The 20,586-nt window shown below is 61.8% G+C and carries 15 protein-coding genes; 8 read left to right on the top strand and 7 right to left on the bottom strand.

Annotated elements, in window-relative coordinates:
• Window positions 1–39 precede the first annotated feature (39 nt).
• Together C1T17_RS07230 and C1T17_RS07235 are read left to right on the top strand one after the other, a co-directional pair.
• The gene (locus C1T17_RS07230) at window positions 40–2,151 is read left to right on the top strand and encodes a GumC family protein (RefSeq protein ID WP_189338538.1); all 2,112 of its coding nucleotides are present in this window, start codon (window positions 40–42) and stop codon (window positions 2,149–2,151) included.
• A gap of 45 nt (window positions 2,152–2,196) precedes the next feature.
• The gene (locus tag C1T17_RS07235; protein WP_104952867.1) at window positions 2,197–2,907 is read left to right on the top strand and encodes a hypothetical protein; all 711 of its coding nucleotides are present in this window, start codon (window positions 2,197–2,199) and stop codon (window positions 2,905–2,907) included.
• Here the strand turns inward: C1T17_RS07235 and C1T17_RS07240 are convergent.
• Together C1T17_RS07240 and C1T17_RS07245 are read right to left on the bottom strand one after the other, a co-directional pair.
• Window positions 2,855–4,279: an O-antigen ligase family protein gene (locus C1T17_RS07240; protein WP_104952868.1), complete on the bottom strand. Its 1,425-nt coding sequence runs from the start codon at window positions 4,277–4,279 to the stop codon at window positions 2,855–2,857. The two genes, C1T17_RS07235 and C1T17_RS07240, sit on opposite strands and share 53 nt — an antisense overlap.
• 3 nt (window positions 4,280–4,282) lie before the next feature.
• Window positions 4,283–6,598, bottom strand: a complete 2,316-nt coding sequence (locus C1T17_RS07245; protein ID WP_223262847.1) for a WD40/YVTN/BNR-like repeat-containing protein — start codon at window positions 6,596–6,598, stop codon at window positions 4,283–4,285.
• 238 nt (window positions 6,599–6,836) lie between these two features.
• On the opposite strand from C1T17_RS07245, the gene C1T17_RS07250 reads away from it, so the two are divergent.
• Together C1T17_RS07250 and C1T17_RS07255 are read left to right on the top strand one after the other, a co-directional pair.
• The gene (locus C1T17_RS07250) at window positions 6,837–8,336 is read left to right on the top strand and encodes a phospholipase D-like domain-containing protein (RefSeq protein WP_104952869.1); all 1,500 of its coding nucleotides are present in this window, start codon (window positions 6,837–6,839) and stop codon (window positions 8,334–8,336) included.
• A gap of 182 nt (window positions 8,337–8,518) precedes the next feature.
• Window positions 8,519–10,396: an ABC-F family ATP-binding cassette domain-containing protein gene (locus tag C1T17_RS07255; RefSeq protein ID WP_104952870.1), complete on the top strand. Its 1,878-nt coding sequence runs from the start codon at window positions 8,519–8,521 to the stop codon at window positions 10,394–10,396.
• Here the strand turns inward: C1T17_RS07255 and C1T17_RS07260 are convergent.
• From C1T17_RS07260 to map, 4 genes are all read right to left on the bottom strand, one after another.
• Window positions 10,393–11,085: an HPP family protein gene (locus tag C1T17_RS07260; protein WP_223262848.1), complete on the bottom strand. Its 693-nt coding sequence runs from the start codon at window positions 11,083–11,085 to the stop codon at window positions 10,393–10,395. The genes C1T17_RS07255 and C1T17_RS07260 overlap by 4 nt on opposite strands.
• A 711-nt stretch (window positions 11,086–11,796) precedes the next feature.
• On the bottom strand, window positions 11,797–13,209 hold the full coding sequence (gene glnA / locus C1T17_RS07265; protein WP_104952871.1) for a type I glutamate--ammonia ligase: 1,413 nt from the start codon (window positions 13,207–13,209) through the stop codon (window positions 11,797–11,799).
• 105 nt (window positions 13,210–13,314) lie between these two features.
• Window positions 13,315–13,653, bottom strand: a complete 339-nt coding sequence (locus C1T17_RS07270) for a P-II family nitrogen regulator (protein WP_104952872.1) — start codon at window positions 13,651–13,653, stop codon at window positions 13,315–13,317.
• Between the two features lie 250 nt (window positions 13,654–13,903).
• Window positions 13,904–14,734, bottom strand: coding sequence for a type I methionyl aminopeptidase (map, locus tag C1T17_RS07275; protein ID WP_104952873.1), 831 nt, complete (start codon window positions 14,732–14,734; stop codon window positions 13,904–13,906).
• 78 nt (window positions 14,735–14,812) lie between these two features.
• On the opposite strand from map, the gene C1T17_RS07280 reads away from it, so the two are divergent.
• Entirely contained in the window at window positions 14,813–15,574 is a 762-nt protein-coding gene (locus C1T17_RS07280) for a competence/damage-inducible protein A (RefSeq protein WP_411269219.1), read from the top strand.
• A gap of 55 nt (window positions 15,575–15,629) precedes the next feature.
• Here C1T17_RS07280 and C1T17_RS07285 read toward each other — a convergent pair whose 3' ends face one another.
• The gene (locus C1T17_RS07285; protein ID WP_104952874.1) at window positions 15,630–15,971 is read right to left on the bottom strand and encodes a UrcA family protein; all 342 of its coding nucleotides are present in this window, start codon (window positions 15,969–15,971) and stop codon (window positions 15,630–15,632) included.
• A 318-nt stretch (window positions 15,972–16,289) separates the two neighbouring features.
• On the opposite strand from C1T17_RS07285, the gene C1T17_RS07290 reads away from it, so the two are divergent.
• The 3 genes from C1T17_RS07290 to C1T17_RS07300 all read left to right on the top strand — a co-directional run bounded on the left by C1T17_RS07290 (window position 16,290) and on the right by C1T17_RS07300 (window position 20,535).
• Window positions 16,290–18,923 carry a TonB-dependent receptor plug domain-containing protein gene (locus C1T17_RS07290; protein ID WP_223262849.1) on the top strand — a complete coding sequence of 878 codons (2,634 nt, stop codon included), beginning with the start codon at window positions 16,290–16,292 and terminating at the stop codon, window positions 18,921–18,923.
• Window positions 18,924–19,065: 142 nt separating this feature from the next.
• The gene (locus C1T17_RS07295; protein WP_104952875.1) at window positions 19,066–19,584 is read left to right on the top strand and encodes a GNAT family N-acetyltransferase; all 519 of its coding nucleotides are present in this window, start codon (window positions 19,066–19,068) and stop codon (window positions 19,582–19,584) included.
• A gap of 123 nt (window positions 19,585–19,707) precedes the next feature.
• Complete coding sequence (locus tag C1T17_RS07300; protein ID WP_104955067.1) at window positions 19,708–20,535, top strand: sulfite exporter TauE/SafE family protein; 828 nt, start codon at window positions 19,708–19,710, stop codon at window positions 20,533–20,535.
• Window positions 20,536–20,586: the final 51 nt, after the last annotated feature.

The following is a 20,586-nucleotide window of genomic DNA, read 5'->3' on the forward strand; positions in this document are numbered from 1 at the left end:
CAAAGCAAAGCGGGTTACATCATGGAAATTTCGAAGCAGATGACTGACTATGACGGCCAGTTATCGGATTTGCTCCAGACCGTTCGCGATGTCGTTCGCCGGCGCTGGCTGACGCTTGCGCTCGTCGCGGCGGCGGTCCTTGCGCTCGGCATCGTCCTCATGTTCATGATGACGCCGAAGTACGAGACGACCGCGCGCATCCGTGTCGATCCGGCGCAGAGCGTCGCGCAGAACACTGGCGGCGGGACCAACCTCAATCCGGAGGCCATCGAGACCGAAGTCGCCGTCCTCAACTCGCTTGAGCTTGCGCGCGAAGTCGTCAAGCGGCTGAAGCTCACCAACGATCCGGAATTCAGCGCAGGGCTGGCCAACCGTCCCGATGCCGCGACGCTGGGGCAGGGGGACCGCGAAACCCTCGTCGCGCAGTCGCTTCTGGGTCATCTTGGCGTGGAGCGTGACAAGCTTACCTACCTGATCGCCGTCAGCTTCACGTCGAAAGATCCGGTCAAGTCGGCACGTATCGCCAACACCTTCGCTGAAGCCTATCTCGATACGCGCGTGGGCACCAACGCCGGCGCTGCTGAAAAGCAGTCGGAGCAGCTTAAGCGTCAGGCCGCGCAACTCGGCGAAGAAGTGCGTGCGGCTGATGCCGCCGTCGCGTCCTATCGCGCACGGGCTGGCCTTACCACGACCGGCGACGGCACGGGATCGGGCGGCACCATCGTCGATCAGCAGGTTGCGCCGCTCTCAACGCAGCTCGCCACCGCCGAGTCAGAAGCCGCCGCCGCTCGCGCCAGCGTTTCCGCCGCCGAAGGGCAGATCGCCCGTGGCGGGCTGGACGCCGTGTCCGAAGTCCGCAACTCCAACGTCGTTGCGGAACTGCGCCGTCAGCGCGCCGAAGTCCTGCGCAACGTCGGAGAAGTGCAGGCCCGCTATGGCGAGAAGCATCCCGAATATCTCCGCGTCCGCGATCAGCTTTCGTCGATCGACTCGCAGATCAAGGATGAAGCGCAACGCGTGATCGGATCGCTGCGGGCCAATGCGACCGCGGCCGACGCTCGCGCCGCCAGCCTTCGCGCATCCATGGGACGCCTCGAAAGCGAACGCGCCGTCAACACGCAGGCTTCAGTCATGGCGCAGAGCCTGGAGCGTGATGCCGTTGCCAAGCGCGCAGCCTTCGACAGGGCTTCGCAACTCGCACTGGAAAGCACGCAGGCTGCGCAGAACCGCATCTCGCAGGCGGTGATCGTCGATCGCGCCCAGCCGCCGACGAAGCCGACCTCGCCCAACAAACCGCTGATCCTGGCGCTGGCGATCGTCGCCGCGCTTGCTGCGGGATCGGGCACCATCGCCGTGCAGGAAATGCTGGTGACCGGTATGCAGACGGTGGAGGAACTGGAAAACCAGCTTGGTATCCCGGTCCTCGCCGCAATCCCGAAGGTGCCCAAATCGGTCAACCCGGCGGACCTGTTGTTGGAAAAGCCGACATCGCTCTTCGCCGAATCGCTCCGCATTGCGCGGGCAGGCATATTGGGCGTGCGTGCGAACACGCCGCCCAAGATCATCGCCTTCACCTCCGCCCTGCCCAGCGAAGGTAAGACCACGACATCGCTGTCCTTCGCCCGCACGTTGGCGTCGAACAATTCGCGCACGTTGCTGCTCGAATGCGACGTCCGCCGCGCCGCAATGCGCGCGCTCGTCTCCAACCCGCCGGTAGGGCCGGGCATCGTCGAAATCCTGCACGGGAAGGCTACTGCCGAAGAAGCGATCGTGCCGGGCGATGTGCCGGGTCTCGATCACCTTCTGGTGCGCGCGCCCTATTTCAGTTCGGAAGATCTGTTCGGCGCGGACGCGATGAAGAACCTGCTCGCGCAATTGCGCACGCGCTACGATCACATCGTGCTCGACTTGCCGCCGCTGGTGGGTCTTGCCGACGGCCGGTTCCTGTCGGTCCTTGCGGACGCGACAGTGCTGATCGTCCGCTGGAACGGCACGCCGGCTGCGGCAGCGGTGTCCGCGCTCGGCTGGCTGAAGTCGGACGGTGCGAATCCCGTCGGCGCGATCTACACGATGGTCGATTCTTCGGCGGAGGCCATTGGCGGTCTCTATTATTCGAAGAAATATTCCGCCTACTACAATCAGGGGAACTGATCGGTGGCCGCTCGCAAGGGCGGCCACTGCGTTTAAAAGTCGAATATGCCGCGCCGACCCGAAGCTCCTTCCGATCGTGCGCGGCGGTTCGCCTGCATCGCCATCGGCCTGCTTGGCATCACCACGGTGGTAGCGGCCGCCCTGTGGCTACAGGAGCGTACGGTCGCTTCGTCCGATACGCAGCTTCAGGCGCAGACTCTGGCGCTTTTTCGCAACGATGACGCGTCCGACACATCCCTCGTCAAGGTGGACGCAAGCTCTCCGCCGCGCCTGCTCCTCAGCGATGCCCTGTATCGCGCCCGCGCTCTGCGGCGCGCGAAGGGCACTGACCGCGAAGCCGCGTTGACGGCATTATCGCGTCAAGCCGATCTCGCCATCGAAGCGCGCCCGCATTGGGGGCAAGCGTGGGTGGTAAAGGCTTATATCGAATCGCTCCAGCAAGGGCCGGACCATCGCCAACTGGGGCTTGCCGCGCTTTCGCGGTCCTATGCCGATTCACCCTTCCTGCGCGACGCGGCGGGATGGCGTGTGACGTTTGCGCTCGGTCACTGGGACGAACTCGACGCCTTTGTTCGGGCAAGGGCAATCGAAGAAGCCGTCTGGCTGTCGCGCGTCGATGGCGGCTCGCGGCGGGCAATCTTCGCGGCGGCGCGCAACACCAATGGCTATCAGCCGCTCGTCCTGCGGTGGCGGGACATGCGCCTTAGCGATGGCGATTATTTCGCCGCGCCGGTCGTCCGCCGCGATCCGGACTGACTGCTGCCGCGTCGGGTGCGATCCCGCCACGGCCCCACAGCAGTCCCGTCAAGAACAGCACAAGCGCAATGGTGGATGTCACGTCGAGCACGATGTCGATCATCCCGCACGCCAGCATCAGCAGCACTGCCCCCGCGACCGACCACCGCCGCGTGGACCACGGCGACGCCGCATAGTCCCGCGCCACATCGCGCACCACTCTCCAGCCCGCCACGCTCAGCAGCAGCAGATAGGGCACCCCGCCAACGAGCAGCAGTTGCAGCAGGATGCTATGCGGGGAATTGACGATCCACGCCCCTTCGGCAAATTGCACGGTCGGCATGGTGAACACATTGATGCTCGAAAATCCGCCCAGGCCATAGCCATAGAAGGGCGACATCAGGAACACGTCCCAATATTGCGACCACAGCGCCACGCGCGCGTCCCATTCGCTCGCCGTGCTGCCCAGCCGCTGCTGCAACAGGTCCGCATGGCCAATCATCACGATCATCACGGCGGCGGGCACGGCAAAGAGCGCCCAGCGCCGCCAGTGCATACGCCCCAGCCCGAAACTGCGCAGGGTAAGCGCCCCGATCAGCACCGCTGTAGCCATGATCGGCGCGCGCGAGGCGGTGGCGATCAGCGCCGTGACTGCGATCAGCCAGCCCACAGCATAGGCGGCAAGGCTGACCATCGTCCTCTGGCCCCGCTGTCGCTGCGTAATGTCCTGCGCCAACCGCAGGATACGCCCGGTTGCGAGAAGCGCCATCATGCCCGCGACGACCGCAGTGACATTCGCATTTCCCACCGTCCCGGCAAATCGCCCCTGACGCGAAAGCGACCAGTAATCCAGCGCTTCCTGCCCGCCCACGCTGCGCACGATCAGCCCGATCATTAGCACGGCGCAATTGGCGAACAGCAGCATGTTCATCATCCGCCGTGCGTCGGCGCGGTTCCCCGCCATCAGCGCACCGATCAGGAACGCCTCGAAACCGCTCAGCCACCCCAGGAACTCCGGCGCGAAGAGGTCGGGTGCGAAGGCGACGGGCCTGCTTGCAAAGGGCACGAGGGGGATGCCCGCCTGCACCACGATCAGCCAAAGCGCCGCCGCGCCGACGAGCAGCACTATCGGCATCAGCCTGCGCCAGAAGGACAGCGGCGGCGGTTGCAGGGCGAGGATCGCCATCAGCATGAGCCCGCCGATCACCGCACAGGCGGCGGACCCCTGCGCCCCGTCGAAACCACGGAACAACATGCCGAACGTCAATCCGATCGGCACCACGACAGGCAGCAGCGATTGCAGGAACGGTTGCGACAGGATAGGCCTGACCGGCTCACCAATGCCCCCCGGCAGGACCACCGTTCTTTCCGCCTGCGCGGCCGCACCGTTCATGCGTCAGTCGAGCATGTTGCAGGCGTCGTCACCCGCCGCCTTCGCGCCCACGGCGCAGGGCGACGGTTCGCCATAGATCCAGCCTGATCCCTTATACCCGACATATACTCGCCCGAACACGTCCTTGTCCGCTTCGATCACCGTCACCTGGTCCAGCCGCCCCAGCGGAAAATCGGTCAGCCGCTGCCAGTGCCCCGCATCGTCGATCGACCGCCAGATCCCGTATCGCCCGCCGATGCGCCCCGACACATAGATCGCCGGATAACGCCGCCCCCGCGCAGGCTTGCCGAATGCTATGTCATCGACCCTGTTAATATGGCGTAACACCGTCCAGCTTTTTCCGCCGTCCCGCGACCGGCGCAGCGCCGTATCGCCGTCTCCATTGACGCCGCTGGTGAAGAACAGATGCCCCGCATGGCCCGGCACCACGCGCAGCTTCGCGGCATAGCGGCTGGCAGGCGCGATCTCGCCCCTGAACGGCCGCGTCCAGTGCCGTCCGCCGTCGCGCGTGACCCACAGCCCCGCCGACTGCGGGCTGCTGCCGTCACCGCTATGCACCAGATAGAAGGTGCCCGGCAGCACCCGGTCCGCCGCCAGGGTCTTGCGCTGCATCCATTTGTTGCCGAACGATCCCGTCAGCGGCCCCGTCTCCCCCGGCAGCACCACGCGCTGCCAGGTCCTGCCCCGGTCCAGCGTATAGAAAGGCGCGCGATTGAACGCGGGCTCCCACACGATATTGTCGATGCTGTCGGCGGCCACGGCGATGGTCCCGAACGACATGCGCCACGGATCGTCGGCGCGCGTGCCCGGCGGCTGCGGCAGGCTCGCCAACTTCGCCCAGTTCCTGCCGCCGTCCATGCTGTATCCCGCCAGCACGGCGTCGCCATCCTCCGCACAGCAATCGCGCGTGTCCGACGCGTTGGTCACATAAAAGCCGGGGCGGGTCGGGGTCCACGCCACTTGCGGCGCAGCGATGATGACGCGCTCCTTGGGGCCATAAGTGGTAGAGAAGGCATTCAGGTCAGGCTTCACATGGATGCCGAAGTCGAACCCCGCGAACAGTGGCACCTGTCCGCCGACATGGACGATGTCGGTCGTGACGATCTCCTCCACGCCACGCGCTGCGCTCTGCCAATCGGCCTGCTTGCAGCCCTTGTCCAAGTCGGCGAAGAACGGCCCCTGACCCTGCGCCAGCCACAGCCGTCCCGCCTTCGCCCCGTCAAAGCGGATCGCGCCGGACGCGAAATATCGCTGATTGGCGACGCGTAGCCAAGGCACATCGCCTTTGCCCGCCGATACGCTGCGCCCCATCGCCTGCCAGCGGAGGCCATTATCGACAGAGCACCAGCTTTGCCCCGCCTGACTCATCGCCACGATGCGCCCATCCTGCGGGCTGGTGGCAATCCCGACATAGGCCGCCTTGCCCAGCGCGCCCGCGACGTTCAGGTTCGTCCATCCCCCCTTCGCATATCGCCAGACCGTCTGTCCCTCCATATCGGTCGCGACAAAGCTGCCGTCACGCGCAAAGCTCCCCTGCGTCAGGGTGAGCGGCCCGCGCGTCTGCCGATTGGGCAGGGGCCGGAACGTCGCGCCGCCGTCCCCCGACACGAACACGCCATGCCCCGCCGATGCCGCCCATATCTCGCCGCTGGTTGCGAACCAGATCATGATGCCCGGTGCCTGCTTGCCGGGGGTGGGCACCGAGGCAACAGCCGCCCACCGCTGCCCGCCATCGTGCGACTGCCACAGCCCCTGTTCGGGCGTGCCGAACAACACATGATCCGGATCGGCAGGATCGGCCGCCAGAAACGGCCCGGCAAATCGAAATTGCGAATTGGGATCGAACCGGAAAGCGGGCGTCCCCGCTTCCGATCCTTCCCAGTTCCGCCCGCCATCCGCCGAATGATACACGCCGCCCTTGATCGCCATATACAGCCGCTGCGGATCGGACGGCGCCACCGCGATCTCGTACACGCCCTCGGCCATCCCGTCCTGCACGCGCGCGGCGGCGGGCATCGCCTGCGCCGTCACAAGCTGCACCCACCGATCCGCTGCCGCATCCCAGCGATAGGCGCCATAGACATCGGTGCGGATAACGCGCGTCCGCCCGCTGGCATCGCTCGACAATCCGGTAATGAACCCGCCGCCGCCTATGGCCACCGGCCGCCAGCGATAATGCTCAGCTTGCTTCGGCCCATCGGCATGAACCTCCGGCTTTGCTGCCGGGCCAGCACTATCCTTCGCTGGCAGCGTCGAAATGGCGAGCGAGGAAAGCGCCGCGACCGCCAGCGACAAGGGCAGAGCAATCGCCGCCTTCACGCGCCACGCATCCGGCAACCATGGTAAAGAACAACCCGCAACATCACGCCGCAAGCTACAGCATCCAAATGATTTAGCCCACTGCTTCGCCGCCGCTCGCGTAAAAGAACCGCGTGCCCGATGCGGATTTCGCCCTGCCGATCCGCTGAACCGTTGACAGCATCCGTTAAGCGGAACGAACATAGACTATTATCGTTACGCATGCGGCGAGATTATGGGACGGGCGGGAGACTATCGGATGGCAATGGGCAGGACGGACGCGTTGTTGCGCCCGGAGGACAATTGCTGGCGCATAGAACATGCCGACCGTTTCTCGCTTATCGTCGATGCCGACGATTATTTCTGCGCCGCCCGCGAAGCCATGCTGGCCGCGAAGAAGCGCATCATGCTTATCGGCTGGGACTTTGACGCACGCATCACGTTGTGCCGGCCGGGGGAGAAGGACGAAGCGCCGGCCAAGCTCGACGATTTCGTGATCTGGCTGGTGGAGCGCAATCCCGATCTGGAAATCTACGTCCTGCGCTGGGACGTGGGCATGGTGAAGGCGCTTTTCCGCGGCAATACGCTCCTCACGCTCCTCCGCTGGAAGGCGCATGCCCGCATCACCGCGCGGGCAGACAGCGTCCACCCCTTCGCCGCCTCCCACCACCAGAAGATCGTCGCGATTGATGACAGCATCGCCTTCTGCGGCGGCATCGACATGACCAGCGAGCGCTGGGACACGCGCGACCATGCCGACGACAATCCCGATCGCGTCCTCCCCGGCACCACCAAGCAATATAAACCATGGCATGACGCAACCAGCCTGTTCGATGGCAAGGCCGCCGCCGCTATCGGCGAACTCGCGCGCGACCGTTGGGAAGCGGCCTGCGGACAGAAGCTGGAACCGCTAGATCAGAGCGCCCCGCAATGGCCGCCTTCCTTCTCGCCGATGCTGGAAAATGTCGATCTCGCCATTGCGCGCAGTTATCCCGATATGAAGAACCGCCCGGCGATCATAGAGATCGAGCGGCTGTACGAAACGCTGATCGCCGACGCGAAGACGCTGATATACGCGGAAAGCCAGTATTTCGCCTCGCGCCGCATCGCCATCGCCATAGGCAAGCGGCTTGCGGAACCGGACGGGCCGGAGGTCGTCATCGTCAATCCGCTGACCGCCGACGGATGGCTGGAACCCGTCGCCATGGACACCGCCCGCGCCCGCCTCGTTGCAGCTCTGCGACGGCTGGACAAGCATGGCCGCTTGCGCATCTATCACCCGCAGACCGCCAAGGGTGCGCCGATCTACGTCCATGCCAAGGTGACGATCGTCGACGACCGCGTGCTGCGCGTCGGCTCCTCCAACTTCAACAACCGCTCGCTGCGTCTCGACACCGAATGCGATGTCGCGCTCTGCGTGGACGATGACGCGCAGAAAGCGACCGTTGCCGGACTGCGCGACAACCTCATCGCCGAACATTTGGGCGTCGATCGTCAGACCGTCACCGACGAATATGCCGCGTCCGGTTCGATGATCGCCACAATAGAGAAATTGCGCGGGCCGGGACGCACGCTCGGTCCCTATGAAATTCCCGAACTGAACGACGTCGAAAAGTGGCTGGCCGACAACGAGATACTCGATCCTGAAGGGCCTGAAGCCATTTTCGAATCCTTCGCCAACGACAATCGCGGCAAGCGCGGCCTCTTCCGCGGCTGGCACATGGTTCGCCAGATCCGCATGCGCCGCGCGCGAGGGTAAACAGCTCTCCTTTTCCGTTCGCCCTGAGCGAAGTCGAAGGGGCAAGCCGAGCCGCAGGTGAGGCACGCTTCGCTTCGCTCAGCGGCTCCTTTCGGTTTCGCTCAAGGCGAACGGAATTGAAGCGTAAAGGAATTCATCGCCACCCCCTCACGCTGCGCCGCAACATGTGCTAGGGGGCGGCCATGCTGAATGTGAACAATGTCACGGTGCGCCTGGGTGGGCGCGTCATCCTTGATCGAGCGACCGCGATGTTGCCGCCGCGCAGCCGTGTCGGCCTCATCGGCCGCAACGGGGCGGGCAAGTCCACACTGATGAAGGCGATGATCGGCCAGATCGATCCCGACGAAGGCGAAATCGAAAGCCCGCGTGGCACCCGCGTCGGCTATCTGCGCCAAGACGCGCCAAGCGGCACGCAGACCCCGTTCGAAACCGTCCTCGCCGCCGACATAGAGCGCGACGCGCTGCTGATCGAAAGCGAAACCTGCGAAGATCCCGACCGCCTGGGCGACATCTTCGAGCGCCTGAACGCCATCGACGCTTACACCGCGCCCGCCCGCGCCGCCCGCATCCTCGTCGGCCTCGGGTTCGACGAGGAGATGCAGGGCCGCCCGCTCGATAGCTTCTCGGGTGGCTGGAAGATGCGCGTCGCGCTGGCCGCGCTCCTGTTCTCGCAGCCCGACCTGCTGCTGCTCGACGAACCCTCGAACCATCTCGATCTCGAAGCGACGCTCTGGCTGGAAAACTTCCTCAAGACCTACGCCGCGACGATCATCGTCATCAGCCATGAGCGCGACTTGCTGAACAATGTCGTCGACCACATCCTGCACCTCGAACAGGGCAAAATCACGCTCTATCCCGGCGGATACGATGCGTTCGAGCGGCAGCGCGCCGAACGCCTCGCGCAACTACAGGCCGCGAAGGAAAAGCAGGACGCGCAACGCGCCAAGCTTCAGGATTATGTCGCCCGCAACAGCGCCCGCGCCAGCACCGCCAAACAGGCGCAATCCCGCCAGAAGGCCCTCGCGAAGATGCAGCCCATCGCGGCCGCCCTCGAAGACCCGAGCCTCTCCTTTGCTTTCCCCAGCCCGCCCGAACTACGCCCGCCGCTGGTCACGCTCGACATGGCGTCGGTCGGCTATGACGACACGCCGATCCTGCGCCGCGTCAACCTGCGCATCGATCCCGATGACCGCATCGCGCTGCTCGGCCGCAACGGCAACGGCAAGACCACGCTCGCCCGCCTGATCGCCGCGCAACTTCCCGCGATGGAAGGCGAAATGACCAGCAGCAACAAAATGAAGGTCGGCTATTTCACTCAGTATCAGGTGGAAGAACTCGACACGACCGACACGCCGCTGGAGCATATGGCCCGTCAGATGAAGGGTGCGACGCCCGGTGCGGTACGCGCACAACTCGGTCGCTTCGGCTTCTCGGGCGACCGCGCGATCCAGAAAGTCGGCAGCCTCTCGGGCGGCGAACGCGCCCGCCTTGCCCTCGCGCTCATCACCCGCGAAGCCCCGAACATGCTGATCCTCGACGAACCGACGAACCACTTGGACGTCGATAGTCGCGAGGCGCTGGTGCAAGCGCTGAACGAATATCAGGGTGCGGTCGTCGTGGTCAGCCATGACCGACACATGATCGAGCTGGTCGCCGACCGCCTCGTGCTGGTCGATAGCGGCACCGCCAAGGAATATGGTGGCACGCTGGAGGACTATACCGACTTCATTCTCGGCAAGAGCGGCGGGGTGTCCGACACCGGCGAGAAGATGTCGAAGGGCGACCGCAAGGCCCAGAAACAGGCACAGGCGCAGGCACGCGAGCAAGGCAAATCCCTCCGCGAAGCCGTGACCAAGGCAGAAAAGGCGCTTGCCGCATTGACTGCCCACCGCGCCCGCATCGAACGCGCCATGTTCGATCCCTCGACCGCCGGGCCGGAGGAAGCCAAGCTCACCATGGGCGAATTGATGCGCAAACGTGGCGACATCGAAAAGCAGATGGAAGTCGCCGAGGCCGAATGGCTCGCGGCAAGCGAAGCGCTGGAGGCAGTAGGGGCCTAACGCGCCTTCTGCCGCTCCAGTGCGTGCGTCTCCGCGAGACCGAATAACAGCGCCAGATCCTCGCGGCTCACGTCGAACGTCTCGCCAAGGTCGGCCAGCGCCTTGTCCACATCTTCCAGCGACACCGACGGCTTCGGCTCCGCGGGCACGTCCCGCCACATCACCGGTACCGCGCGATGCGGATAAGAATGGCCTGAATAGCGATGGAAGAACCATCCGATCGCCACCAGCAGCACGGAGTTCAGCACGACCGGGACCGCCAGCAGTTCATAATGTCCCGCTGCAACGGCCGGACCGGCAAGCACGGCACTCAACGCAACCGCTCCTCCCGGAGGGTGCAGGCATCGCAGGATGGACATGATCGCGATGGCCGACGCCACCGCCAGTCCAGCCTCAGCCAGCGGGGCAAGGGGCAACTGCGCGATAGCCAGCCCCATCAGCACCGACACGCAATTTCCGCCGATGATGGACCAGGGCTGCGCAAGCGGACTGGACGGCACCGCGAACAGCAACACCGCCGAAGCCCCCATCGGTGCCACCAGTGCGGGATGCGGAAAGGGCGAAATCTCGGCGTATGTAAGCCCCGCCAGCCCAATCCCGAGAAACGCACCGACACATGCCACCAGCCGGTCGCGCAGATTTCCGCCCGCCAGCAGGGGTTTGAATAGGCGGATATGCAGGTTCTTCATCGCACGATGGCACTCCGGCATTAGCGGGAAGGCTCCGATAGGGAGCTTGGCCGCCCACAGGAAGACAGAATTTCGAGGCACCGCGAAAGCGCGCATATGGCCTGAACCGAGCGGCAGGCGAGCAGGAGCCACATTCATCCTGTCCTACACCTTGTCGGATAGGCTACACAGCCGACTACGCTCAACCAGACGCCTCGCCAGGCAGTCCCGGCCGGATACTCCCTCCGCCCCTCCGCTTTTCGGATGCGTGGACAGCCGAACGCCCACGGACCGCATTCAGGCATAGCGACAGCGGAGTAGCGTGACGGCCCGCAGCGGCCTTAAGCTGTGACTATTCCGGGCGGGAGTTTTCGGCTGGCCCGGATCATGCGGTTCGATGCGAAGGGGGGGGGCGGGATAATGGCATGGCAACATTGCCGCCTGAGCGCGGCTGATACCTTCGAATACGTATCGGCTGCCCTTCTTTCAACACTGGCCCAAGTGCCTCAGTCCTGCTCGATCGCTCCCGACGTCTCGCCACCGGAAGGCGCTTTCCAACAACCGATATGGACCCTCTCGGGGGGTGACGTAGCGTGACTTTCGTGACCTTCCGGCCCTACACGCCCGCTCTACCGGCCTCCCGTGCATATAAAAAAAGACCCGGCCGCCTCGCACGACCGGGTCTCGATTAACGGGCCGGAAAGGAACGGCCCGCCCTAGAGTCAGACGGTCTTAGCCGCTGTAGTACATGTCATATTCGACCGGCGAGGGAGTCATTTCCCAACGCGCCACTTCGGGCCACTTCAGCTCGATATAGGCGTCGATCTGGTCCTTGGTGAACACGTCGCCCTTCAGCAGGAAGGCGTGATCCGCGGTCAGGCTGTCCAGCGCTTCACGCAGCGATGCGCAGACCGTGGGCACTTCGGACAGTTCCTCTGGCGGCAGGTCGTAGAGGTTCTTGTCCATGGCTTCGCCAGGATGGATCTTGTTCTCGATCCCGTCGAGGCCCGCCATCAGCAGCGCCGAATAGCAGAGGTACGGGTTAGCAAGAGCGTCGGGGAAGCGGAACTCTACGCGCTTCGCCTTGGTGCCGGCACCGTAAGGAATACGGCATGCCGCCGAACGGTTACGCGCCGAATAGGCGAGCAGCACAGGCGCTTCATAGCCCGGAACCAGCCGCTTGTAGCTGTTGGTCGACGGGTTGGTGAAGGCGTTCAGGGCCTTGGCGTGTTTGATGACGCCACCGATGAAATACAGGCACATGTCGGAGAGTCCGGCATAGCCGTCGCCCGCGAACAGCGGCTTGCTCTTGTCCCAAATGGAGATGTGCGTGTGCATCCCCGAACCATTATCTTCCTTGATCGGCTTGGGCATGAACGTCGCCGACTTGCCATAAGCCTGCGCGACCATCTTCACGACATATTTGTAGATCTGCATGCGATCGGCGGTCGTGACGAGCGTGCCGAAGGTGAGGCCGAGCTCATGCTGTGCCGCGGCGACTTCATGGTGATGCTTGTCGCAGGGCAGGCCCATTTCGAGCATGGTCGACACCATCTCGGCGCGAATATCGACGCACGGATCGACCGGCGCGACGGGGAAGTAGCCGCCCTTGGCACGGGGACGGTGGCCGAGGTTCCCGCCGTCATAGTCGCGGCTGGTGTTGGTGGGCAGTTCGGTGTCGTCGATCTTGAAGAAGCTGCCAGCATAGTTGGTGTCGAACTTCACGTCGTCGAACATGAAGAATTCGGCTTCCGGGCCGATGTAGACGGTGTCGCCGAAACCGGCGGCCTTCACATAGGCTTCGGCGCGCACGGCGGTCGAGCGCGGATCGCGTGCGTACAACTCGCCATTGTTCGGTTCGACGATGTTGCAAAACAGGATCATCATCGGCGTCGCGCTGAACGGATCGAAATACACCGCGTCCAGATCGGGCTTCAGGATCATGTCGGATTCGTTGATCGCCTTCCAGCCGTCGATGGAGGAACCGTCGAACATCAGGCCGTCGGTCAATTCATCCTCGCCGATGACGCCCGCAACCATGGTCAGGTGGTGCCAGGTGCCCTTGGGATCGGTGAAACGGACATCGACCCACTCGATCTCCTTCTCTTCGATCATCTTCAGAATGTCTTTCGGCGTATTCGCCATGGTAGCTTACCCTTCCGTATGTGCCCCCGCGGGCAGTGGTCGTTTGTAGTGGAAAATTATCCATCTTGCGCCGGACCGGCTGGTCCGACTGAAAATGGTATGATGTCAGATGGCGTCGTCGTCGCGCTCCCCGGTACGGATGCGCAAAGCGGACTCGACGGCATAGACGAATATCTTGCCGTCACCGATGCGCCCGGTCTGCGCCGCTGCGGCGATTGCTTCGACCACTCGCTGTGCCATACTGTCCTCGACAACGACTTCCAGTTTTACCTTGGGCAGGAAGTCGACCACATATTCGGCGCCGCGATACAGTTCGGTATGGCCCTTCTGCCGCCCGAACCCCTTGGCTTCCGTGACGGTGATGCCGGATACCCCCACTTCGTGCAGCGCCTCTTTCACTTCGTCCAGCTTGAACGGTTTGATGATGGCTTCGATCTTCTTCATCAGACTTCTTACAACCCCTCTTTGCGACAGGCGCTTCAAACCCATGCGAAACCGCACTGCAGTCGATTTCGGACATGATCCTGCGTGCCCCGCCCACGCATGTCGCATCCGTAAACAAACAATTACCGTGCCAATTGCCGAATCGCGGGAACAGCTTCGGCGATGCAGCATTATTTGTCCATCGCGCCCGGTTTTAGAGCAACGCTGGCGGCGTCTGCCTAAAAATCAGGCAGGAGGATTGCGCGGCGGATTATCGTCCGTAAGGGGGCGCTTCCAATCCCGCAGGGCTCTTGGTGAAGATTTCACAGCCATCCTCGGTGATACCGATTGAATGCTCGAATTGCGCCGATAACGTCCGGTCACGAGTCACCGCCGTCCACCCGTCCTCCATCATCTTCACGCCGGGCTTACCGATGTTAATCATCGGCTCGATCGTGAAGAACATGCCCGGCCGCAGTTCCGGCCCCGTACCGGGGCGGCCCAGATGCACAACTTCGGGACTGTCGTGAAACACCCGTCCAACACCATGCCCACAGAAGTCGCGGACGACGCCGTAGCGATGCCGCTCGGCGTGACGCTGAATGGCATATCCAATGTCGCCCAGCGTATTGCCCGGCTTGGCTTGCTCGATGCCCAGCATCAGGCACTCATAGGTGACTTCAACGAGCCGCTTTGCCTTGATGGGCGCTTCACCGGCAATGTACATCCGGCTGCTGTCGCCATGCCAGCCGTCGATAACGGGCGTGACATCGATGTTGACGATGTCGCCTTCCTTCAGTTCCCGATCGCCAGGAATGCCGTGGCAGATTACATTGTTGATCGATGTACAGCAGCTATGCGTATAGCCGCGATAGCCGAGCGTCGCGGGCACGCCGCCCCCCTCGATCGACATGCGGCGCACGATGTCATCCAGTTCGCCCGTCGTCACCCCTGGCACCACATAGGGCACCAGTGCGTCGAGGATCTCTGCGGCGAGACGCCCGGCTTTGCGCATCCCCGCAAAGCCTGCCTCGTCATACAGCTTGATTACAGGAGAGCGCGACACCGGCATGTCGGCAGTGATGGTCATATATTCGGTCATCCCATGCTTATAGTATTGGCGCGGCGCTTTTGCGAGAGGGCGCTTTGCCGATTGGTAACCGCACGCTATGGCGGTGCCATGACCATGCCCGAACGTATCTGGACTGCCGCTCTCGTCGTCATCGGCGATGAAATCCTGTCGGGCCGGACGCAGGACAAGAACATCGCACAGATCGCCAGTTGGTTGAACGTGCAAGGCATCCGGCTGAAGGAAGTGCGCGTCGTAGCGGACGATCAGGGTGCCATCGTGGAATCCGTCAACATCCTTCGAACTCGCAATGACTATCTGTTCACGACCGGCGGCATCGGCCCGACGCATGACGACATAACTGTGGATGCCATTGCCGCGGCTCTGGGTGTGGAGGTCATCATCCATCCACGCGCCCGTGCCGTTCTGGAGAAGTACTATGAAAGCCGCGGCGGCCTTACCGATGCGCGGCTACGCATGGCGCGTGTGCCGGACGGTGCCGACCTGATCGAAAACCGCATGTCCGGTGCGCCGGGGATCAAGCACGGCAATATCTTCATCATGGCGGGCGTACCGCATATCACGGCAGGAATGCTCGAAAGCCTGACCGGCACTTTGGAAGGCGGCCTGCCGCTTTTGTCGAAGCAAATCGGGTGCTGGGTAGCGGAAAGCGAAGTCGCTGATCTGCTGCGTGTCACGGAGAAAACGCACGAAGGTTGTCAGATTGGTAGCTATCCCTTCTTTCGCGAAGGGCGTGTGGGAGCGAATTTTGTAGTCCGATCAACGAACCAGGCGACACTGGATGTGTGCATTGATGCGCTAAAAGCTGGACTGGGAGAGATTGGACGTGAAGTGGTGGACGGCGGTATCTGAACGCTGAAAATCCCGGTCGATTGAAGCGACCGGGATTTTAAGTTGTCCTAGGCTCCTAACGCGAAGCGGTTTGCGTCAGCCCTGCCTGCGTGAATGCTTGAGCCTTTGCGTCAGCATAGCAACGACGATAGTCTCGCTTTCCTTCATTGCTGTAGATCTGTTTTTCGCTGCATACCGATTTCACCGCCGCGGCGATGCGGCCTTCGGCAACAGCCCGCCCCTTGGGACTGGAAAGCCGCAGGTCGGAGATGTCGACGGGCAACGACTTGGTGACGGCGTTATCTGCGCCGTAAGTCACTACGAGGTCGGATTGAGCCAGCGCCGGTGCAGCAAGCAGGGCGGTGGCGGGAAGGGCGAGCGCTAAAGCGGCCCGCCGCAACGTGCGTAACGTTAACATGGCATCCTCCTGACGAGGTCGGCCTTTGGCCAATCCTCTTGGTCGCTTCGAAGATGAAGCACGATCACAGGTGTCCCTTCCGCGCCCATTTTGCAAGTTCTACCGCAGCTTTTTGAGAACTATTTCTGCCAAGAGCAGCGATCCCGCAAAAATTGATAATTCCAGAAGGCCGATGGCGGATCGCGTTCGGTCCTTCGTTGAGGGATGTTAGGCATAACCCGAAGAGAGGGCCTCAAGAGGATGGCTGGCATAAAACAAGTCATAAGGCGCTAAAAGGGAGAGGCTCCGAGAAAATCTGAAGACAAGGGGGCCGATACGATGAAAAAAATGGGGTTAGTTTCGCGAGGGGCGCTGATTACAGCGCTGACGTTGACCATCACGCCCGCCATGGCGCAGGAAACCGCAGCACCACAAGCGTCGGATGAGCAATCGGACGGGGGCGTCATCATCGTCACCGGCACCCGCACAACCGGCATGAAAGCGGCTGACAGTCCCGCGCCGATCCAATTGATAGGGTCCGATGCCTTGCAACGTACGGGTTCACCGGACCTGCTTCAGAGCTTGGCGCAGCAGTTGCCATCGATTCAAGCGCAGGCCTTTGGCAGCGATCTTCAGGCGCATACACTGCAAATGAAACTGCGTGGCCTCAGTCCCAATCACACGCTGATCCTGGTTAACGGCAAGCGCCGCCATGGCACCGCAAACGTGTCGGTCGCAGGCGGCCCCTATGGCGGCAGCGCCGCGCCGGATATCAGCTTCATCATCCCGGAATCCATCGAGCATGTCGAAGTGCTACAGGACGGCGCGGCCGCACAGTACGGCACCGATGCGATTGCGGGCGTCATCAACTTCATCCAGAAAAAGGCGGATCACGGCGGATCGATCAACGCCACGGCGGGCGAATATTACGACCAGGGCGGAAAGACCTATTCCATAGGTGGCAACATCGGCATCGCGCCGTTCGAAGGCGCTTATCTGAACATATCTGCGCAGAAGAAAAAGAAAGGTTTTAGCTTCCGCGGCGACATCAATCCGCAGTCAGTCGATGCGGTCGCCGGAGGCAACGAGGCCGTCGCCGATCTTCCGGGATATCCCTATACCAACCGCATCATCGGCGATCCCAGGATCAATCAGACCGTCGTCATGTATAATGCCGGTTATGAATTCGGCGATTACGAGGTGTATAGCTTCGGCAGTTATGGCCACAAGAAGGCGGCCGCATATGAGAATACTCGCTCGCCCGCAATCATCCCCGGACTTTATCCGGCGGGGTTTCAACCGCAAGAGCGTATCGACGAAACCGATTATTCCGTCACCGGCGGTTTCAAAGGGTCGATTGGCGAGACGTCTTTCGACTTGGCATCGACTTACGGCAAGGACTTGGTAAAAGTCTACGTTTGGCAATCGGGTAACGCTCAGCTTTATGCCGACACCGGCTTCACCCCGACTACGTTCCATAACGGTGATTTCTTCGCGACGCAGTGGAGCAATACGCTCGACCTGACGCATGCCTTCGACGTCGGACTCTCTGCTCCCGTGAACGTCGCCGCGGGCCTTGAATTCCGTCATGAAACCTACGGGATCAAGGCGGGCGATCCCGCATCCTATTATGGCGGCGGTGCTCAGTCGTTCTTCGGCTACAGCCCGAACGACGCCGGCAAGTACAAACGCGACAACTTTTCGCAATATCTGGACATCAGTTTCAACCCCGTGGAAAACTGGCTTGTCGACGGTGCGGTACGTCACGAACATTACAGTGACTTCGGTGACACCACCGTTTTCAAGCTCACCAGCCGATATGACTTCAGCGATGCATTTGCCTTGCGCGGTACGGCCAGCACCGGATTCCGCGCGCCGACACTGGCAGAAGGCGGCTATTCGGGTCTGAACGTTGGGCCAGGCTTCATTGGTGGCGTCCTTCCACCTGCCTCATCCGCCGCTGCGGCGCTGGGCTTTGGCGGCCTGAGACCGGAGAAATCAACCAACTACAGTTTAGGCGTCGTGCTTAACCCCGCGCCCAATTTTACTATAACGCTCGACGCTTACCAGATCACGATCCGCAATCGTATCATGATCTCCACGGGCTTTTCAGGTTTCCAGGGCAATCGTTGTCCTGAAGGGTATAACGGTTCTAACGCGGCCGCATGTCTTCCTTACAATGCGGACCTCTACGCCATATATAATCAGTTGGCAGTGTTGGGCGCAGTTAACGGGGCGTTGGGCGGAAGCTCCACCGTTACGGGTCTTGGAGATGCCACTGCAGTTCCTGGATATGTTATACTCGCGGAAAACGGCGTGGATCGAAACACCGAAGGCGGCATATCGGTTCAGAGCTTCGTTAACGGCGTCAAAATGCGGACCCGTGGCCTTGACCTGATGGCGAACTACAAAGCCGATCTTGGCAATATGGGCAATCTCGATCTGACGTTTACGGGCAACTACAATGCCAATAAGGTGCTGAGCATCAACGCGTTGCCTTCGGCGCTCTACTCCAGCACGGCCAATCCCGAGTTGACTCGTCTGATCGACGCTTCCAGCGAAGTTGAGCTGGAGCATACCACACCCAAGTTCCGCGGAACGTTGAATGCCTTCTGGTCGTGGGGAAAGTTCAGCGCGAACTTGCGAGAGAGCTATTATTCCCAAGTTTACACATTTGAAACAGCACGCGCCGCTGGCCCCGGCTTCGATGCCGGCGATCTTATCAAAGTGCCAGTGAAGTCGTCTTTTATCACGGACTTGGAAGTCGGTTACCAGATTGCTGAACCGATTAAGATATCCATCGGCGCAAACAATCTCTTCAACAAATATCCGACAGAGCGATCCAGGGAATATATCCGCAATATAGAGTTGCAAAACCGTGAACGCGGCTACTCGACCAGCAAATATCCGACCATTTCGCCCTTCGGCATCAACGGCGGATATTATTACGCCCGTATAAACGTCACGTTCTAAAGTTATCTTGCGGGGCCGGTGCATATCTTTTGCACCGGCTCTCTGAGGCAACAAGAAGCAGAGATGTGCTGTGTCCACACTCCTTCTGCCTCCGATAACAGACGCCACTTGGACTACCTGCCCATTCCACAATGCAGCAAAAATGTCTCTCTCACACCGCTTGGCGACTGCTGCCGATGAAACTGCGCTTCGCAATCTGATCATGCTTGCGATCGACAAGCTCCAGACATCGTTTCTGACGTCGGATCAGATCGTAGCCAGCCGAAGGTTCATGGGGTTGGACCAGCGCCTCATTGAGGATCGAACCTATTTCATAATAGAGCGGGAAGGCGCGATGGCCGGATGTGGCGGCTGGAGCCGCAGGGAGACGCCTTACGGTCATAATGCGACGCCTGGGCGAAGCGACCGTATGCTTGATCCTGCGTCTGAAGCAGCACGCATCCGCGCGATGTATACGCACCCCGATCATGCCCGCCGCGGCGTCGGTCGCCATATACTGAACTTGTGCGCGGAGGCGGCTCACGCGGAGGGCTTCCTCGCGCTGGAGCTTTCGTCGACCTTAGCGGGCGCACCTTTGTACCGGGCCTGCGGGTTTCAGGAAGTCGCTCGTTTCTCCGATAGTGGCGTGCCGCTCATCACCATGCGGAAAAATCTACAATAGCAAGGTTCATCTCATGCTGTACTTCAACCGTGCCATTACGTGCCGGTCTCTTTCGATACCTCAGGCGATCGCCAATTGGCCTGCCGTGACCGACTATAGCAGGCTGGGAGCACGCTAATGGACATGGCGACCTTATCCAGCATCGGCGTGCCGCTCGCTTCACTGTTGGCGGCTGGCCTGTTCGCAGGTTTTGCTGCGGGCATTTTCGGGATCGGCGGCGGCTTTGTAGTGGTGCCCGCGCTGTTCATCGTGTTGCCGCTCTTGGGCGGGTCTAAGGAAGCGATTGCGCATGTCGCTATCGGCACATCAGCCGCGACGATCATCGTAACGTCCATCCGCTCGCTCTTGGCGCATGCGAAACGAGGGGCGGTGGAGTTTGAAATCCTTCGAACCTGGGCACCATGGATCATCCTGGGCGATGGCGTTGGTGTGCTGCTGGCCGGGCGAGTAAATGGCCACGTGTTGACGATGATTTTCGCGGTAGGCGTGTTCCTCATGTCGCTCAATTTCCTGCTGCCCAAGGTGGGCAATAAGGTCGTGAGCCAGAACATGCCGTCCGGTATCATGCGCGTCGGGATCGCAGGCGGCTTAGGCACTTTTTCGGCTTTGTTGGGGATCGGCGGTGGAACAATCGCGATCATGGTCATGACCCTCTGCGGCCGATCAATTCACAAGGCGATCGCGACTGCGTCCGGCATCGGCACTTTAATTGCCATCCCCAGCGCGATCGGATTTGCCATCATCGGGCTTGGCGCAAAGGATCTTCCCTGGGGTTCATTGGGCTATGTCAATGTGCCGGCTACCCTCACCGTTGCCTGTATGTCGGTTTTGACGGCGCCGCTGGGTGTCGCAGCAGCGCATAGCTTGCCCGCTGCGCCGCTGAAGAAGGTGTTTGGCATCTACCTGATCGTCATAGCAATAGTGATGTTCCGCAATGCCATGAAGATGTGATGGTTTGAGGCGGGAGCACTCCATTTGACGCGCTCAGACTTCCGCCTCTAA

Source organism: Sphingobium sp. SCG-1 (assembly GCF_002953135.1).
Taxonomy (GTDB): domain Bacteria; phylum Pseudomonadota; class Alphaproteobacteria; order Sphingomonadales; family Sphingomonadaceae; genus Sphingobium.

Coding starts and splice junctions, on each gene's coding strand:
- C1T17_RS07230 (WP_189338538.1), top strand. CDS start 40: ATGACTGACTATGACGGCCAGTTATCGGATTTGCTCCAGACCGTTCGC.
- C1T17_RS07235 (WP_104952867.1), top strand. CDS start 2,197: ATGCCGCGCCGACCCGAAGCTCCTTCCGATCGTGCGCGGCGGTTCGCC.
- C1T17_RS07240 (WP_104952868.1), bottom strand. CDS start 4,279: ATGAACGGTGCGGCCGCGCAGGCGGAAAGAACGGTGGTCCTGCCGGGG.
- C1T17_RS07250 (WP_104952869.1), top strand. CDS start 6,837: ATGGCAATGGGCAGGACGGACGCGTTGTTGCGCCCGGAGGACAATTGC.
- C1T17_RS07255 (WP_104952870.1), top strand. CDS start 8,519: ATGCTGAATGTGAACAATGTCACGGTGCGCCTGGGTGGGCGCGTCATC.
- C1T17_RS07260 (WP_223262848.1), bottom strand. CDS start 11,085: ATGAAGAACCTGCATATCCGCCTATTCAAACCCCTGCTGGCGGGCGGA.
- glnA (WP_104952871.1), bottom strand. CDS start 13,209: ATGGCGAATACGCCGAAAGACATTCTGAAGATGATCGAAGAGAAGGAG.
- C1T17_RS07270 (WP_104952872.1), bottom strand. CDS start 13,653: ATGAAGAAGATCGAAGCCATCATCAAACCGTTCAAGCTGGACGAAGTG.
- map (WP_104952873.1), bottom strand. CDS start 14,734: ATGACCGAATATATGACCATCACTGCCGACATGCCGGTGTCGCGCTCT.
- C1T17_RS07280 (WP_411269219.1), top strand. CDS start 14,813: ATGACCATGCCCGAACGTATCTGGACTGCCGCTCTCGTCGTCATCGGC.
- C1T17_RS07285 (WP_104952874.1), bottom strand. CDS start 15,971: ATGTTAACGTTACGCACGTTGCGGCGGGCCGCTTTAGCGCTCGCCCTT.
- C1T17_RS07290 (WP_223262849.1), top strand. CDS start 16,290: ATGAAAAAAATGGGGTTAGTTTCGCGAGGGGCGCTGATTACAGCGCTG.
- C1T17_RS07295 (WP_104952875.1), top strand. CDS start 19,066: ATGTCTCTCTCACACCGCTTGGCGACTGCTGCCGATGAAACTGCGCTT.
- C1T17_RS07300 (WP_104955067.1), top strand. CDS start 19,708: ATGGCGACCTTATCCAGCATCGGCGTGCCGCTCGCTTCACTGTTGGCG.